The following is a 20,957-nucleotide window of genomic DNA, read 5'->3' on the forward strand; positions in this document are numbered from 1 at the left end:
ACAAGAAAAGTAGACAGTTTTTTATTTTTCTGTCTACTTTTCTTGTCCTAGTTTTTTTTTTTTTTTACATATATAATGTAAAATAATTAAAAATTTTAATAATTAAACTTAAATATTTAATGTATATATAACGGTAATTATTAAATTTAATTTAGAATTGTAAATTTAATTATAAATTTTTAATTTAAGAAGAGAGAAGAATATGGCAAATAAAAAATTAATAAAGAAATTTTTAACAATTGGAGTAACAACAAGTCCTTTGTTGCTATTTTTACCATCAGCATTGATAAGAGTTGATAACAAAGAAGCCGAAACAGGTGACTATGACCAAATAAATATTTTTTCAACAACCACAAGAAACGCTAATACAGCAGTAGAAAAATATGAAACAGGTTCATGGAACAAAGAAGTTTGAGGAAAAGTGGATCGAACATGATTTCCAAAGAATGATGACCCTTTAAAACCTGAAACAATTATGGAAATTTATGAAAATGGTCGATGGGTTGAATTACAAAATAGCGCTGGACAAAAAACAATTTGAAATCCAAGTGATGATTCCGCAAACGCTTTAAATCCTAATTTCGTTAAGAAAATTAGACTTAGATACTTGTCGATGAGAGCTTATCAAGACCAAGATTCAATGCTTATTCCCGAGAATTATTTTTCTGGTGGTTTTTGATTTTCTAAAGATATTGTTTTGGCAAGCAACATTGATGTAAAAATTTATGACGCGAGAAAATCAAAATATAAAACAAGCCCTAAATTAGAAAGACACGAAACCGTAACAATTGACCCTTTCTCATTTAGTTATACTAGTCGTACCACCGTTTCTCCTACAGTTATTTCAAACACTACCACTACAGACGGCACAAGCGAAGAAAGCGTTTCAAAACAATTTTCAAGTAGATACAATGCTTTTTACACAGAAAATCCTTTAACAGGAGCAAAAAACACAAGTTGATCTGATAATAGTGATTGGGGAACAACTGATATTGTTCATGATATTTTTAGCTTTAATGGAGCAGCGTTTTTAAACAAATATGCACTATATAAACCTGACAATGGTTTATATAATGATGCTGCAAGTTTTGCTAAATCAGATGGTTGAATCACAATTCGTAATAGTCTTGGTGGTTATTTTTACTTTGCTTCAGGTCGCGGTACACAAGCTAGACCACAAGAAGTGGTATTAGAATTTGATGTTAGATTTAACATAAATTCGGATGGTACAACTACAAACGATTTCAACTCTACAACAAGATCGTTTTTTGGAACAACTCAAGCCTATCGTTATGATAATCAAAGCTTATTGCAAAAATTTTCTATGCAAAAACCTAGTTTTTGAAGAAACACCAATTTGATTATTAAAGAAGAATATGATGATAGAGTTAAAAAATCATTTAATACTTTAGATTTAAACGCCCCACAAGCAGAATTTTATTTAGTTAATACACAACTAAATAGTTCTAAAAATTTAAATGACAGTAATTCAGTTGTAAAAATTAATAGAAACAATATTAGCAACTATTCTGATTTTAGTAAACCTTTTACTAATAAAGCAGTTATTCAAGAATCTATTGATATTGATAACGTTGATTCTGCATCAACCACACCTTCTACTTGACAAGCATCTAACATTGAATTAGTTATTAAACAAGATGAAAAAAGCAAAAAATATTGAAAATTTGCTAATAATAATGGTAGATTCACATTAAGCGACCGTAATAACTTTTCAAGCGAAGCCAACATAAATTCAAACATTGTTTGATCATTAACTGATTATGGTACTGTTATTGCAACAATCAAAGAATCTAAATGACTAACGAATCTTCAAAAAGCACAATTAATGGCAGATTTAGAAAAGCAAATAGATCAAGATTACAACTTACCAGGTGGAACAGGCAAGAGAAATCTTAATGAATGAATTGCTTATGTTAAGGCATATGATGACTTGCAAAAACAAATTGAAGAAAAGTTCTTTGAAACAGTTAATTATGCTTCAAGCGATGAAAAAGTAACAGTTGATGACTATGATGGAACTAAAAAGTTGGATTATTTATTTTCAACTCCTGCTTACAAAAATAATATTGATTCTCGCAAATTTTCTTATTGACAAGATGCTGCTTACAAGAGTAATGAATTTAATCAAAGCGAAAAATTATTTGATAGATCAAATGCTCCAACAACTGTTAGCTATAACAATCTTCAATCAACCCTAGCAATTTGAAAAGGAGCGAACTTTGGCACTCCAAATGGTTTAAAAAACTTAAAAGCATTAGAAGATAAAATTAACAATTACGCAGTAATCGCCGATTCTGAATACAACAAACAACAAATTAAAACCTTTATTGAAAAAATTAAAAATAAAGCTTTAAATGATTTTGTAAATATTCAAGTTAAAAATGATCAAGGTCAATCAAGCACAACACTAGCAAACGCTTGAAAAGCAAACTGAAAATATGACTATTTAGGCGATATTCAAAAACTAGAAAAAGCTGTTAGTTTAGCTAATGACATTTACACTAAAACCAAAACATTTAATCAAGAATTAGACACAATCAAAACAAGTGATTTATTTACAGGTGGCAGTACATTAATTGACAAAAATCAAGCTAACACTTCTTATGTTTGAGATGGCCAAAACGCTAGAGAACAATTTAGTAATGTTAATGAACCAGCTTGAACAAAATTAATGAATCAATTAATTGGGTCAGACAATGAAAATAATAAAGCAAATAATGTTTTTGCTTCAGAAACTAATTTATTAAGTGCCAACTTAAAACAAAATTACTTAACAGGTTTTAACAACTTAGTTACTTCATTAGACAACATTTTTGGCAATGGTGGTAAATTAGCTGAAGAATTTAAAAAGTATGTTTATATCGATGCTAAGAAATACTACGACATTGCTAACGAATCAAGCGCTTTAACAAATTGATTTGGAAAAATTAGCAAAATAAATGTTGCTGAGACAGAATATGGCAATCGTCATAATTTTGCAACAAATGCCAACCAAGAATTTGTTTTAACTAAACCTGATCAAAACGAAATTAATGGTTACTTATTGCAAATTTCTAATGCAGTTTATAAAGAATCTGCTAGTGCTGTTAAAGCGCAAATTAAATCCTTACAAAACTTATCAGATGCTCAAAAACAAACTTTTAAAGGCGAAATCGACAAATTAATTGATACAAATTTAGATACAAATAAATTAAATGTAGTTTATAAAAATGATAGTGATTTCACTAAAACATTAAACTTAGCTAAAGAACAAAATAGAATTAATGGAATGACTAAAGCATTAGCTTCTGATGAAAATAAATTTGGTTATGATCAAGCTAATAATAAAACAAAATCAAATACCTTGGTTAGAGATGCTCAATTAGTCAAATTCTATCCAATTGATACTTTAACAGACGCAATTGTGGAAATTAAAGCAATAGCTCAAAAAGAGCAATTAGATGATAGCGGTAGAGCAAAATTAAATTTTGTTGTAAAATCAACTAAAAACTTATATAACACGACTATTCAAAGTGATGAAACAACATCTAATTGAATTACTGGTTTTGCTGCTGATAGAGTTCAAGAAAAACAAAGAATCGATGATTTAAATGCTACATTTGCCCTTAAAACAGCTAAATCGGTATTGGCTCGTGAAATTACTAAAGAAAACTTTGCTCAATATATTGATGTAAATGGAATTAATGATAAAACCGATGAAATTGTTCTTAAAGACAATTCATTTGTTGTTGATGATAAGACTGGAACATTAACTTTTGATTATGTAATTAAGTCAAAAAGAATTAATGATATTGAAACTGAACAAAGACAAGCAACAGTAAACAACTTTAAAACAGAAGTTGAAAGATTAAATGAATTGGTTGCTAATATTAAAAAGAACACATTAACAGTTTCAAACAATTCAATTAGCAATCAAGCAAACAGGTTACCTTCTGAAATTCAAGATAATGAAATTGTTTTTGGTGCTTTAAACAATCAAAATGCATTAGTAAAAATAAACAATATTACTAAAAATGACGAAAACGGCACAATTACAGTTGATTATGCACTTCAATCAAGTATTGCCAACTTAAATGACCAAGTTTCAAGCGATACAAATTCAATTGTTTTAAACTGCTTTTTAACTACTTTAGAAAAGAAAAGACGTGAAGTTTTAGCAAAAATCAACAATAGTCAATTATTGACCAAGCAAGAACAAGCATCATTCTCAAATGAAGCAAACGCACAAGAGCAAACAGTTCAAAAATTAAATCAATTAACAATTAAAGTTGAAAAATATGAAATTGCTAATAAGGTTGCTACAACGTATCTTAATTTAAATGACATTCAAGCTTACAGAATAGCTGATCAAATTAGAAATGCTACTGACAAACAAACTTCCGAGCAAATGTTTAATAATGCTAGTGTTTTAAATGACAAAATGGGCGCTTTGAGCACAACTGTTGTTGATCAATTAAAAGTTTTAACTAATAATGGTTCATTAAATGACAATCAAAATAGTGATGAAAAAACTAATGTTATATATAAATTAGCAAGCGATGACTTAAAACAAGCTTATGATACTGCTTTGTCAGTTGCGCAAGCATTATTAAATAAAAAAACAGGCACAAACGGAGATCTTCAAAAAGTTGAAAAAACATTGAGTGATCTTCAAGCCACTTACAATGCTTTAAATGGTAATAACAAAGTTAGTGAATTAAACAATAAAATAGATCAATTAGGTAATTTAAGTGCTAATCAAAAAGCTAAAATTAAAGAATTAATTAACAACGCTTCTTCAGCTAAGCAAGCTGATAAAATTTACCAAGAAGCAGAAAAATTAAATGCCAATCTACAAGCTTTAATTGACAAAATAACAGAAGCTAAAGCTAAACAAGCTAAAGATATTTATACGAATGATACAAAAGCTAAACACACTGCGTTTGATAAGGCAATTAGCGCAGCAGAAAAAACCTTAAATAACTTTAAACAAGACAATTTTGCCAACATAGATAGTTTAGATAAATTAACGCAAATTAACACAAACGTTGTTAATGAAACAAAAAAATTAAATGATGAAATTGAAAAATTAGATGGCAAAAGACAAATTTTAAGAGATGAAATTAATAACTATGACAATAGTTTATTAATTGATAAACAAAGATTCTTAACACAAATTGAAACTTTGGATCAAAATAATCCAGACCAAAGCAAAGTTGATGAAATACTCAGCTCTGCTTTTGCCGGAACTAAAGCAAAAGCTAATGAAATTGTAGCTGCTTTAGCAAACTTAAGCAATGATGAACAAACTAAATACAAACAACAACTGGATAATGCTCAAAAAGCAACAATTGCTTCACCAGATGCTAATTTATTAACTATTATTCAAGCTGCTCAGGCAGACAATAATGCTAAAGAACAAGCAATTAAACATATTAAACAATTAAATGATTTAAATCAAGCTCAAAAAGATGCATTAGTTGCAGAAATTACCAATTCAAATGTTGATATAATTGAAGCCATTAAAGAAAAAGCTAATAATTTAGATCAAGCAATGACAAATGCTAAAGTAACCATTTTAAACGAACTAAAATCATTAACAGAAAATGCTAATTTAGAATTAAATGATGATGCTTATTCAGCAGACAAAACTTTAGATAACTATCAATTTGCTTCTCATGATGTTAAAGCTAATTACGATGCTGAATTAGCAAAAATTAAAGAATTATTAAGCCAAAACACAGATAAAGCAACAATTGATCAAGCATTAAAAGAATTAGAAAAAGCTTACAACGCACTTGATGGCGAAGAAAACAAAAACAAAAAAGCTAAAGCAGTTGATAAACTTGATAATTTATCAGAAGATCAAAAAGATAACATTAAAGACTTATTAAATAATGCTACTGATGAAGAAGATGCGCAAAAAATCTTAGAAAAAGCTCAAAAATTAAACTTAGATCTTGGCGACTTAGAAAAACAAATTAGTTCTACAGAAGCTAAAGTTGCAACAAGTATTTATACCAACGATGCCCAAGACAGAAAAGAAGCTGTTGATCAAGCCTTGGAAAATGCTAAAGCTAAATTAGCAGAATTAAAAGCTAAAGATTTAAGCAATACAACTGCTGATTCATTAAATGGTTTAGCTAATGAAGCAAACCAAAGTAAAGAAGCCTTAAAAACTGCTGATGAAGCACTTGATGGAAATAGAGAAGTATTAAGAAATGACATTAAGAATCATTTCCCAAGTCTAAACGAAAACCAAAAAGGATTATTAATAGCTGAAATAGAAAAATTACCAAAAGTTCCAACACAAGAAGAAACACAAGCTGTTTATGACAAGGCTCTTAAATATGCACAAACCAATGCCAAAGATGAATTAGCCAAATTAGAAAATTTAAATAAAGCTGAACAAGATACATATATTGCTAAAATAAATGCTGCCACATTAGATAATACAAATGAAGATTTTGCTATTAATGTTAAAAATCTTTTAGATCAAGCCAAAGCTGATGAAACAGCTAAAGCACAAGCTATTAAAACAATTAATAATTTAACTAACTTAAATCCAGCTCAAAAATCATCCTTAACTGAAGAAATCAAAAATAACCAAGCAAGTGAAGCTAATAATATTGTTGAAAAAGCTAAAGCAATTGATAACAAAATGAAAGCTTACAAAGATATTGCCGAAGTTGATAAAACAAGTGTTGATTATGTTGAAGCTGATGAAGATCGTCAAGTTAAATACAATAATCAAGTAGCAATTAGAGCTAAAGATTTAGGCGACAATGGAACTAATTTAAGTGTTGAGCAAATTAATGCTAAAATCGCTGAACTAAATAACGCAATCAATGGCTTAAATGGTGATGAAAAAGTTGCTCAAGCTAAACAAAATGCTATTGCTAAAACTAATGGTGAAAACCCGATTTATAACAATTTAACTGCTCAACAAAAAGCAGAAGCAATTGCTAAAATCAATGAGCAAAATTCAGTTGACGATGTAAATACAGTTGATGCAAATAATGCTTTGGTTAATGGTACAATGGTTACACTTGATCAATACTTAAACAACGAAACTAAGATTAAAAGCGATATTAATTACACAGGTTCAGAAGAAGATTTAAGAAAAGCATATGATGATGCTATTAAAGCCTTAAAAGACTATGAAACAGCTTTAAACGAACCAAGTGATGATACAAAAGACATCTTAAACAATAACAAGATTGCAGAAAAAATCAATGCGGTTCATGAAGCAATTAATAACTTAAATGGTAAAGAACACATTAAAACAGTTAGAGCTGAAGAAATTGCTAAAATTAATGCTTTAGAAAACATTAATGATGCTCAAAAATTAGCTTTAATTGCTAAAGTTGATAAAGCTACAACTCCTGAAGATGTTAGAGCTGTAACTGAAGAGGCACAAGCATTAGATGGAAAAATGGTTGAGCTTAAACAAGCAGTTGCAGACAATCAAGACACACCTAATAGTGTTGATTACAAAAATGCAACTGAAGAAAAAATGCGTGAATTTGATAAAGCGTTTAATGATGCAAGCAATTTAGCTGATAAAGAAAATGGAAGCGCTGAATTAAGTGTTGAGAACATAGATTCATTAATTGAAAAATTAAATGTTGCCGCTCAAAACCTTGACGGTGATGAAAAAATCAATAACAAAAAAGCTGAAGCAAGAAACTTAATTAATGGTCTTGAACATCTTAATGACGCTCAAAAAACAGCTTTAATTGAAGAAGTTGATAAAGCTAAATTGTTAGCTAATGTTGATAAAGTGGTTGATAAGGCTCAAACATTAAATAATGCTATGGGTCAATTAAAAGAAACTGCTAAGGCAATTAATGATGAATTAACTCAACCAGATAATCCTAAATATGTCGCAGCTTCACAAGAACCAAAAACTAACTACGACGAAGCTAAAGCTAAAGTTGATGAATTAATTAGTAAACAAGGTGCTAATGCAGACGTTGCTAAAGTATTAGAATTACAAAAAGCTTTAATTGATGCTAAAAATGCGCTTGACGGTGATAAAAACTTTGAATATGCTAAAGAAAAAGCGATTGAAAAAGTTAATGAAAATAAAAATTTGACTCCTGCTGAAAAACAAGCTTTAATAGATCAAATTAAAGACTTAGCTATTCCTTCTAATTCAGATAATGCTGATGAAGTTCAAAACTTCAAAGACAATTTAAATAAAATCGTTAATAAAGCAGACTTAATTAATGATGTTAAAAACAATGCTAATTTAACACCTGAACAAAAAGCAGATTTAATTGAGGATATTGAAAAAGCTAATGTTGATGAAAAATTAAATAGCGAAGCTAATAAAAATTCATATGTTGATACATTAAACAACATTAAAGCTAAAGAAAAAGCTTATGAAAGAATTAACGCTACTGATGACTCTCAAATAAACACTGAAGATAAAGCAAAATTAAGTGATAATATCAGTCAATTGGACCCTAGAGATAAAACATTCGCTGATCAATTAGCTAATGAAGAACTTAAAGAAAATAAAATTAAAGAAATCAGAAGCAATCCTAACTTAACTGATGATCAAAAAGCACAATTAATTGATGAGGTTGCTAACTTAAACAATAAACAATCTGATTTGGTTGATCAAATTGCTAAAATTGATCAAAAAGCTAAATTAATTGAAAAAATTCAAACTAATGAACACATTAGCGATGAAGACAAAAACAAATTAGTAAATGAAGTAATTAATGTGTCTCATGATGACAGTAAATTAACTGATAAATTAAATAACATTGAATCTAAATTGAATTTAATTGATCAAATTAAACAAAACCCTAATTTAGATGAAAATACTAAAGAAGCTTTAATTGATCAAGTTCATAACTTAGCAAAAGATTCAGATAATTTTGCTACTGAAGCAGATAATATTTCAGCTAAAGTTAAAGCAATTGAACAAATTAAAGCAAATGATGAGTTAACTAAAGAAAATAAAGCAAATCTAGTTGATGAAATTATTGACTTAGATAACAATCAAACCAAATCAAGTCTTGATTATCAAATTAGTAATGTCGATAAAAAAGCAAAACTTTACGAACAAATTAACCAATCAGACTTGCCACAAGCTCAAAAAGATGCATTAATTGCTGAATTAGACCCAATTAATGCTAATAGCGAAAATGCTTTAGTAAGCTTTGACAACATCAAAGATCAATTAAATAAATTAAGCAAAATTAATAATGATCAAGCTTTAAGTGACAATGATAAAGCTAAATTAGTTGAAGATGTTTTATCTAACAATCCAACTGAACAAAATTACAATGAAATAGCTAAAAACATTGATAAGAAACAAGAAGCAATTGATCAAATTAGGCAAAATCCAAACTTGACACAAGAACAAAAAGATTCAATTTCTCAAAACATTAGAGAATTAGATGAAACAAGCGAAGAATTTACTAATAAGTTAGACAATGAAAAAGCTAGATTAGACTTAATTGATCAATTACATCAAGAAGCTAAAGACAACAAAATTTCTGATGAAACTAGAGATAAATTAATTAGCGAAACATTGAATTTAGCTAATGATTCAAGCTTTGTAAATAACTTAAATAACGTTAAAACTAAAGACAAATTAATTCAACAAGTTAAAGAGAGCGACGTGCTTAATGACACAACCAAATCAACATTAATCAATAACATTTTAGATAATAATGCTACAAGCACAGAATTTGATAATAAACATAATCAAATTACTCAATTATATGTTGATGCTGAAGAATTGGCTAAAGCTAAAAATGATTTAGTGGATTTAACCAAATCTAAGAAATTTGAAAAATTAACTAAAGCTAAACAAGATGCAATTAACAAAGCAATTGCTGATTCAGATGAAATTTTAAATAATCTTAACTCTCATAATAACGAAGATGTAGTTAAACAAACAACTATTGATAAAAGATTAAAAGAAGCATCACCGATCTTAATCTGACCATACATTGTAGCTGTTTCAGCTGTAACTTGATTAATTGGTATGTTAATCTTTGTTTTCGGTAGAAAGAAAAAATAAGAAATTAATTAACAATTAATAAACAATCAAAATCAATCAGTACTAGATAAAAATAGTGCTGATTTTTTGTATTTTTTTAAAAACCAAAAAATTTCACAAAAATCTTTAAAAATTTCATAAATGTTAACCCGAGTTTCCAAGTTTGACCTTTTTTAAGGGTCGTTTTTTAATCCATATATCTATAGATATATGAAGCAAAAGAAATTTTATTTTTTTACTTACATTACACACATAAAATGGTATAATAAAGAGTATGAAATACAACTTATGCAGAAAAAAACAAAACGGAAAATACTATTTAGTCTTAGCAATTTCAAAAGGTTTTAAAAAAGGTTATGGAAGCCAAGTAGGTTTAGGTTATTGAGAAGACTTAAAAGAAAAATACAATTTATCAAAAATTGAGGATATAAGACCGATTGCAGCTAAAATTGATGTTAATCTAGACAAAAAAGATGCTAAAGCACATTTTTTTGAACTATTAGCTCCAACTTCTGTAAAAACAAGTGTTCAAAATATTGGTATTGATTTGATTTACAAAGTGATTAAGGAACTGGATTTATTTAGCGTTTTAACGGAAAACAGACATAAATCATTGGAAGAAGTTCTTGATTTTGTTATTGGGACTCGTATCATTTTGCCAAGAAGTTATTCTTCACAGTTTAAAAACAAGAATGACTTCATCAACAAAGTTGATGTACAAAAATCTTCAATTTACAACTATCTTGACACTGTTTTGGAGAATAAAAACGCAATTTTGAAAAATTTATTTAACAAAATGAATGAATTAACCAATAGAAAAAACAATATTATGCACTTTGACAACACAACTGTTTATTTTGAAAGTTTTACAAGGGAGGGAGTTAGACAAAGAGGATTTTCGAAAGACGGCAAGCATGATGAAGAGCAAATTGTAATTGCTATGGCAGTTGATAGTAATGGTATTCCCCTTCACTATAAAGTTTTCCCAGGAAACACAGCAGATTGCAAAACAATGATTGATTTTCTTGTAGAAATGAAAAAACTTTATGGTATTTCGAATCCAGTAATTGTTGCTGATAGAGGTATAAATAACAATGCTAACTTACGTTTTTTAGAACAAAGAGGTTTTAGATATATTTTCCAAAAAAGAATTGACACATTAAATGAAGAAAGCAGAAGATTTATTGTGAAAGATAAAGACTATATGTTTGACAATCAAATCTTTTCAAAAGAAAGATACGTTGATTCGATTTGAAATAAGAAGAGATTTAATGGACAAATGAGAAAGCAAATTGTTTACTTTAGCCCTGCGAAACAAACACTTGATAAACTTAAAAGATTAAATTTCTTAACAAAAATAGACAAAAAATCAACAAATCGTGAAATTTGCTTAAGTGATCTTGTTCCTGAATATAAGAAAAAATATATGGATGTTGAAGGAAAAACAACAGCCAAATTAAATTATGAAAAGATCAGAAAAATAGCTGATCAAGATGGTTTTTATATGATTGAAACCAACATTATGGACTTAACAGCTGAAAAAGCAAACGAGATTTACAAGCAACAGTGAAAAGTTGAAGACAATTTTAGAATGTTAAAATCTGCCTTACAAATTAGACCGGTATATGTTCATAAAGAAAATCATATTTTAGCTCATGTTTTATTATGTTTTTTAGCATTAGTTACTATTAAATACTGTCTTTACAAGTTGAAAAAATATTACGAAAACAACGGCGAAATTCAAAGAATATCAATTGATTTATTAGTTGATTCATTAAGAATGATGACAATCACTAGAAAAGAAGTGAATGGTCAAATCATTCAAGAAATAATTAATGATTTAGATCCACATCATCAGGAAAATATCAAAATTTATAGAGATTTTATAGCATGCATTGGTTAATTTTATGTGTGTAATTTTGAAACATAAAAAACGAATATGTCTTATTTATAGGCATATTCGTTTTTTAGACCTTCAAACTTGGAAACTCCGGCTGTAACTTGATTAATTGGTATGTTAATCTTTGTATTCGGTAGAAAGAAAAAATAAGAAATTGATTAACAATTAATAAACAATCAAAATCAATCAGTACTAGATAAAAATAGTGCTGATTTTTTGTATTTTTTTTAAAAACCAAAAAATTTCACAAAAATCTTTAAAAATTTCATAAATGTTAAACCACCTCAACAACATTGAGGTGTTATTATGTCTAATTAACCCTTCTGTCCACTTTTAGTGTCCCTGTTTATTTCTTTTTGTTTAGAATCTTAACAAGAAGCAACAAATGCCACAGGAATTAATGTCATACCTGAAATTAATGCAATTTTCAAAAAAGTTTTAATTTTTTCACATTTCTTCCACAGGTATATAATATATATATATATATATAGGAAAGGTGTGTTATTAAAATGAAGAAAAGTAGAAAAATTTTTCTTTCTTTTGGTGCAATAATAGCATCATCATTAGTTTCAGTTTCAGCTATTACTGCTGCCAATCAAGAAAATTGAAATGAGTTTCAAAGAATGGCAGCCGAAGACTTGAAAACTTTTATCGAATCACAAGAAAAGCTTGCTGATTCTACTACCACTATAAATAATTTGCATGTTCCATCTGGATACAAAAATTCAAGAGAGAATAGGAGAAAAATAATAGATTTTGCAATTGATGAAAATCAATTGCAATCAGTTTATGATTTTTTTATTCAATTATCAAGTTTTAACCAAATTAATGATGAGAACTCTAAAAATGAGTGAATTAAAGAAATTAAAAATTGATTTTGAAATAGACCTGGTTTATATTTCGATAATTACAACGAAAACAAAAAAGGTTCACTTGAATGAAGATTTATGCCTAACGAAGCCATTACTGATGAGGATCATGCAGCTGAAAATGCAATTGAAGTATTTGATCAAAAAATAAAAGATTTAACAACTTTTAAAACACTTAGTGAATATCGAGGAAGATTTAATACTTTTCAAGAATTTGAAAAGTTTATTTTAGACGAACTTCAAGTAGAATTAAAAAAAGAAGTTTATAATGCTCCACGAGCATATTATGATAATTTTGTAACTATTTTAAAAAATGCAACTGTAGATCCAAATGATTCAAATAATTTAAATAGAAATATTCCACAGGATTTAAGTAATACATTATTGAATTGATTAAAAAATAGTCAAAACTTAAATGCTGATGAAAAAGCTAAGGGTGGAAACCATGGCGAAGCTTTGGAATTATTAGGGGATAATGGATTAATTGGAATAAATAACAAAATTGCTGAAATTAGAACCAAATTAGCTACTTATCAAGCAAAAAAAGCTTCTTTTGATTATAAATTTGAACCTGATGAACCTGAAAAAACTGATTTTGATAATGAAAAAGAAAAATTAACAACTCAATTGCAAGAATTACAAAAAAAATTAAATGAATTGAACACAGCTATTAATGGAACAATTAGTAGTACAGGTTGAGACAGGAAGAAACGAAAAATATTAAATTTAACTACTACTAATCATGAGTTAGCGACAGGTCTAAGTACTTATATAGTTGCTGAAGATAAATTAGAAGGTTTATTAAAATATAGAGAAAAAGTTGCAGAATTACAAAAAATACTTTCAGATTCTTCATTATCTGATGAGCAAAAAAAACACTATACTGAAAGGATCGATAGTTTGGGTGATAATGCAGATAATTATGCTGAGTTGCAAACTATTGGAGACGAGATCAAAAATTCAATTGAAGCAGATTCAAATGTAGAAGAAATTATAAATAAATTTAGTTTATGAACTGACGAACAACAAAAAGATCCTTATCGTGAACAAATTAAAAACGTTTATAATGATTCAAATTTAGACGAACAAGCTAAAAGTGCAAAAATTAAACAAATTGAAAAACAAATTTTTAGCAAAATGAAAGAAAATGCTAATAATTTAATTGATCAAACTTCTTTAGAAAACACAGAAAAAGATGCATATAAAACTTTAATTAATTCTGAAAGTATGGATGAAAATATCAATCCATATGATTTTCCTCTACTTAAAACAATCACAAAGGCTAAAATAGATAATTTAGATAGTTTAAATCCAGCACAAAAAGAATATTTTAAAAATAAAATTAATGATCAAAATATTGATGACGCTACAAAATCAAATGCAATTTTAACTGAAGCAGAAACAGTAAATCAAAAAATGAATGATTATAAAAATACATTCAAGGATGATGCTAACAGTGACGCAACCAATGTAGCAACAATTAAGAAAAGCACTGATTATACTGAAGCAGATATTGATAAAAAAACTGCTTTTGATAATGTTTTAGATCAAAGAAACACTGATTTATCAAGTTCAACTGATAATTTAACAATTGAACAAATTAATCAAAAAATTGCAGCTTTAAAACAAGCAAAAGAAGATTTAAATGGTGTTGAAAATCTAGCAGAAGCTAAAAAACAAGCAAAAAATAAATTAGATACTGCTTACACATATTTAAATGATTCGCAAAAAGAAGATGCAATTAATAAAATTGACGCATTAACTACTGTAAATGCTGTTAATAATCAAGATGCTGAAAATAAAAAACTTGACGATGCTATGAAAAGTTATAGTCAAAGTCCAGCTGATATAGAATCAATTAGAACAACTACTGATTATACTCAAGCAGATAATCAAAATACTTTAGAAAATTTAATTACTGCTAAAGAAAATGACATTAATAAAACAAGTGGGGCTAATTTAACTTTAGAACAAGTAAATGAAAAAATTACAGCACTTAATGATGCAGTTACTGCTTTAAATGGTGATGAGAGATTAAAAGCTGCTAAAGATGAAGCGATTAGAAAAATTAATTCAGAATATTCATATTTAACACAAAAACAAAAAGAAAAAGCAATTGAATTAATTAATAGTCAAAATACTATTGAAGATGTTAACAATCAAGATACAACCAATAAAGCTTTGGATTCTTCAATGAAGACTTTAAAAGACTATATTTCTAATCAAGAAAAAGTTACTTCAAGCAATGATTACACTTATACCACTAATGATTTAAGAGCTGCTTATGATGGTAACCCAACTAAAAATAACAATGTAAAAAGTGGTGCGATTAAAGAAGCAGAAGATTTAGTAACTGCTTTAAATACTGAAAACAATTCTGATTTGATGAATAAAGAAACAATTGATGCTTTAAACAAAAAAATTAAAGGCGCAATTGATGCTTTAAATGGACAAGATCGTTATGAAACTGAAGTTGCAAGATTAAATGATTTAAGTACTGCAACTGCCAAAGTTAAAGATAATATAAAAACAACTGATACAGCAAGCGAAATTTCAAATGATGAAATTGAATTTAATAATGATACTATTCCACAAGATGCTAAACCAGTTGACTTAGTTATTTCAAATCCAAATGAAGTAACAGGTAAATTAGAATTAAGTTACAAATATCAATCAACTAAAGAAAATCTTGAAAGTGTTCAATCAAGTGAAACTTATGCTTTAAATAATGATAATGCCTTAAGTACTTTAACTGAACAAGAAAGATTGGATCAATTAGTTCAAGATGAAGCTGTTACAAAAACTGTTGATTTTAATGGCGCAGATAAAGAATCTTTTGCTGTTAGTGATTTAAACAAGGATAATTTCACAACTTCTATTACTCCAACTAATAATGCTAAAGTAATTATCGATAAAATTGAACCTGATCCAAATGATCCAAGAGGAATAATTGTAACTTATAAACTAGAATCAACCAAAGACAATTTAGATAATCAAAAAGTTGTTTCAAGCAAAAATTTAACTACTAAAATAACTGGATTTATGACCAGCGAAGAAAAAGAGCAAAAAACTATTAATAGCTATAATGCAAGTAATTTTTTAGGAACTCCTGATCCCCTTACTCAAGCATCAGAATTTGTAAATAAATCATCAGAAGTTAATATTGCTTTTGATGCTAATGATAATGTTGATCATTCAAATGAAACCATTGTGGTTAAATCAATTAAATCTTGAGATGATAGAACTGGAACATTAGTAGCTAATTTTGTGGTTCAAAGTAATAAAAACGGTAAAGTTCTTACTTCAGATCTTAAAACTATAACTATTAATGGTTATATGACTGAAGAGGAAAGATTAAATGATTTATTGACAAATAGATCTAAAAAATTTGAATTTAATGGTGATAAACCACAAAACAAAACTACTGTAGATGAAGTTGAATTAGCACAATTATCAGGTTATTTAGCAGGACCAAATAATAAAGTTAAATTAATAATTGATGAAATTACTGCAAGAGATAGTCAACACGGTACAGTTACTTTCAAATATCATCTCTTATCTACTCGAACAGATATTCCGAATAATGAAATTGTTTCTCAGTCAAGAACTTATTCTTTAAGTCTTTTTCAAACTGATGGTGAAAGAGAAAAAGAAAATGAAAGAGAAAAAGAAAATTTAAAAGCTAAAGGAATTGATGATTTAGAAATAAATGTAACTAAAAATAAATTAGCTTCTGAATATAATGCCGATGAAATTACTTTAAGTGCTAAAGATTCTAACATTAGTGTAATTGATAAAAAAATTATTGGTTACAATGACATTACTGGTGAAATTAAACTTTCATATAAACTAAAAAGTAATCAAAGCAATATTGAATCTGATACCAAAGAAATAATTCTTAGTGGCTTTAAAACTGAAAGCCAAAGATTAAATGAACTTTTAAATACTTTAAGTAAAGAAGATATTAGTTTTGATGGAACTAAAAAGGATCAATTACCTTCAGTTGCGCCAGCTAATGATAAAAATAATTATGCTTATGATGAAGCTAAAAAAACTACTAACAAAGCTAATATAGAAATTAATTCAATTACTCCAAATAATCAAGCTGGAGAAAATACTTTAAATCTCAAATTAATTTCAACTAAAACACAAAATGAATTAATTTCAAATTGAGAAATTCATAATTTTGTTGCTCCTGAAAGTAATAATAAAAACTCAGTAATTGATGGTTTTAGAACTAAGGAAGAGCAAGATAAAATAGATCGCGATGCAGAAAAAACACGTTTAAATAATTTAACTGTTGTATTAGATTATGAAGATAAAAATGCAACCTTACCTTCAGATGCAGTTATTAAAAAAGTAATTAAAACTATTAAAGAAACTAATCCAGAAGCTAGAGTTGTAATTGATAATATTGATGCAAGAAATGAAATTGAAGGTTCTATTAGAATCCAATACCATTTAGTTTCTGAAAAAAGCGATGAAATTTATCAAGATGTAACTTCAGAAAATAAATACGCACAAATTAAAGGCTTTAAGACTGAGCAAATGCGTCTTGATGAAATTATGCAAAACTTAGCAATTAAAGCTGGAATTAAAAATCTTGCAAGCGACAAATATAATAAATTAAAGGCATCAAAATTATTAAAAGACTTAATTTTAAATAAATTAGCAACTAATCAAGATACAAGCTATAACTTAAAAGTAGTAGATAAATCAGCTAATGATAACACAGGTGAAATTAGTTATACTTGACAAATTATTTCTAATAGAGGTGTGGTAAATTCACAAAACTTGAATAATGTAACATCAAGCGACCAATATAAAAAATCAGGTACTTTAAGTGGCTTTAAAACTTTAGAGCAAATTGAAAAAGAAAGATTAAATTCTCTTGATTTTAGTGACAAAGTTGAAAATGGTGTTGTTTATCGTATTGATTATCCAAATAAAGCAAATGAACAAGCTTCAAGTTTAACAGATGCAACCACTAATTGAACTTGAGATACATTAAATAAAGATAATTATGAATTCATTAATCAAAAAATTGTTGGTTACAATGATTTAACTGGTGAAATTCGTTTAAGTTTCCAAATTAAATCAACTAAACCAGACTTTGATTCTGTAGTTTCTGACACTAAAGAAATTATTATTAGTGGATTTGAAACAGAATTACAAAGATTAAATAAATTAGTTGACACTAATCCATATAATATTTCATTAAATAGCACTGTTAATAAAGAAAATAAAAAAGCTTCAACTTTAAATAAAGATGATTTTAGTGCTTCAATTAAAGAAAATGCTGACAACACAAACGATTATAGCTCTGATTTACTTCTAACAGATGCTAATGATAATACAGGTCAAATTGGAGTTAAATACAAATTAATTTCAAATAGACAAGTAAATACTGATCAAAATGATTTGAAAAAATTAGTAAGCAATTGAAAAGATACATTCAATGAACAACAAGTAATTTCTAAAGAATCAACTTCTGTTAATTTTGATGGCTTCTTAACTAATATTGAAGAAGAGAAAAGAAGAATTGAAAACTTCTTACCACAAATTGTGCTTGATTTTACAAATCGTGATCAATACTTACCGCTTTATAATGAAAAAGATGTAATTGATTCAAAAGTAATTGTTAAATTAAACAATGATGAAACTTTAAAACAAAATCACATTAAAGTTAAAGAAAATTCATTAACTATTACTGAACGTGATGATCGTGAAGGATATATCAAAGTAACTTATACCTTGCAATCAACTAAACCAGGTTTAGAAGGTGCAGAAATTGTTGTTAATGAAACAAGAAGTGATAATACTAATAAATTAAGCGGTTTTAAAACTGAATTACAAAGATTAGAAGGTTTAGTTTTTGATTTTAATAATAGTGTTAGTGATAAAAATCAAAAACAAGCTTCAAATACTGCAATTACTATCAGTAATTTAAGTCAAAACGATGCTAAAACTACAAATATTACAATTAGTAATAAAACTCGTGATGAAAGAAATGGTACTTTAAGTGGTACTTATAGCATTTATTCAACAAGAGATGGTTTAAATGACATTCATGTTGATGATAAAAAATTCACTATTAACGGATTTTTAACTGAACAAGAAAGAATTAATAATTTATTAGCTGATGATACAATTCAAGCTCATGTTGAATATAAATTAGATAATCAAGCTGAAATTTTACCTTCAGAATTATTAGCTAATAAAGATGAAGTATTAAATAATTTAAGTACATATTTTGATATGAACTTAGATAATGAAGCGATTAATCAAGTTAATTTAAAAATTAGTGAGTTAAGCGCTGATGATGCTAATGGTTCAATTACCTTTAAATATAAAATTGCTTCAACTAAAGAAAACTTAACTGATATTGAATCAGAACAATCTAAAACTATTACTTTAAGTGGTTTCTTAAATGAATTAGACAAGTGTAAAAAAGAAGCTAAGAAAACTATTGATGCATTACAAAACATCTCAGAAACACAAAAAGCTGCTGCTAAAGCTAAAGTTGAAGAACAAAACACAATTGACAATGTAAATAACATTGTTTCAAATACAAAAGTAGTTGATGATGCTTTAGGAACAATTAAAGACATTGCCCCAGTTAAAGAAAAAGTTCAATTCAAAGAAGCTGATGCAGACAAACAAAATGCATTAACTACAGCATTAGATAATTTAATTTCATTAGAAAGCAAAGAAGACTTCCAGAATGCTGTAGAAAACTTACAAGATAAAGTGCAAACCCTTAAAAATGCTCATAAAGCACTAAACGGAGATTCAAACTTAGCAAAAGCTAAAGCAGATGCTATTGCTGCTATCGATAAGTTAAGTTACTTATCAGAAACACAAAAAGATGCTGCTAAAGCTGATATTAATGCTAAAGAAGCTATTGTAGATGTAAATAACATTGTAAACAATGCTACTTTAATGAATAATGCTAAAGAAGCTCTAGAGAAAGCTTCTAAAGCACAAAAAACAATTGCTTACACAGAAGCTTCAGAACAACCAAAAGCTAACTTTGATGCAGCTAAAGCTAATGTAGAAGTAATTAAAGATATTACTAACTTTAATGATCCAGTAGATAACATCGTTGATTTAACAAATAAATTAAACAATGCAACTGCTGCTCTTGATGGAAGTGCAAGCTTAGATGCTGCTAAAGAAGAAGCTCTTAAAGAACTTGCTAAACTTTCATACATATCAGATGAACCATATTCAACATCTGAAAAATTCAAAGCTTCTGAAGCTATTAAAAACGCTACAGATGCTGAATCATTAGATAAAGCAATTTCAGATGCTAAAGCTTTAAACAAAGCTAACTATGATGCAAAAGTAAGTGAATTAGATAACTTAACTAATGAATACTTACAAAGTACATATGGGACAGCTAAATCAAATAAATTAAGAGAAAAAATCGAAGAAGCATTAGCAAACTTTGCTGCTAAATCATTTGAAAACACAAATGGTGCAGAAGCTATTACTAAATCTAAAAACTTGCTTAGTTTAGTTGATTACATCACAACAGATGTATCTAAACCTAAATTTAACACATCATCAGAAGCTTCATCATTAAGCAACATTGACGAGTTCTCAAAAGCTTTAAATGATAATAATTACTTTAAAATTGCTACAAAAGATAAATCACAAATTAAAGCTGATGATGTTAAAAACTTAAAACAAATTATTTCTAATATTGCAAAGATTAACAACTTAAATGTGCTTACAACAGCGATTACAAAATCATTAAAAGAAGCATCACCAATCTTAATCTGACCATACTTTGTAGCTGCTTCAGCTGTAACTTGATTAATTGGTATGTTAATCTTTGTATTTGGTAGAAAGAAATAAGAAATTAACTAACGTTTAATAAACAAACAAAATCAATCGGTACTTGATAAAAATAGTGCTGATTTTTTGTATTTTTTAAAAATATAAAAATTTCATAAATGTGAAACTTTAAGGTAAAATATGTAAAAAATTGCATTTTTGCAAAAAAAAAAAAAAAGATGCTTCAAAGTTGATTTTTATGATATTTATAAGTATAATTAATATGAATATTTGACTTATAAAAAAGAAAAGAATAAAATAAGTGCTTTTCTAGCTTAAAAATTAATATTTTTAGCTTCCTTAAGTATTTATTGAAAAAGGA

3 protein-coding genes are annotated in these 20,957 nt (G+C 27.5%); all 3 read left to right on the forward strand.

What is annotated here, in order from left to right; translation table 4 throughout:
- Positions 1-202 precede the first annotated feature (202 nt).
- A complete protein-coding gene (locus tag VBM90_RS00020) occupies positions 203-10,045 on the forward strand; it encodes a lipoprotein 17-related variable surface protein (protein ID WP_323176370.1) in 9,843 nt (3,280 codons plus the stop codon).
- Positions 10,046-10,298: 253 nt separating this feature from the next.
- Positions 10,299-11,927 carry an IS1634 family transposase gene (locus VBM90_RS00025; protein ID WP_323176371.1) on the forward strand — a complete coding sequence of 543 codons (1,629 nt, stop codon included), beginning with the start codon at positions 10,299-10,301 and terminating at the stop codon, positions 11,925-11,927.
- Positions 11,928-12,433: 506 nt separating this feature from the next.
- Positions 12,434-20,656 carry a lipoprotein 17-related variable surface protein gene (locus VBM90_RS00030; RefSeq protein ID WP_323176372.1) on the forward strand — a complete coding sequence of 2,741 codons (8,223 nt, stop codon included), beginning with the start codon at positions 12,434-12,436 and terminating at the stop codon, positions 20,654-20,656.
- The last annotated feature ends 301 nt before the right edge of the window (positions 20,657-20,957 follow it).

It is taken from the genome of Mycoplasma sp. 2704, from assembly GCF_034863285.1.
GTDB lineage: Bacteria > Bacillota_I > Bacilli_A > Mycoplasmatales > Metamycoplasmataceae > Mycoplasmopsis.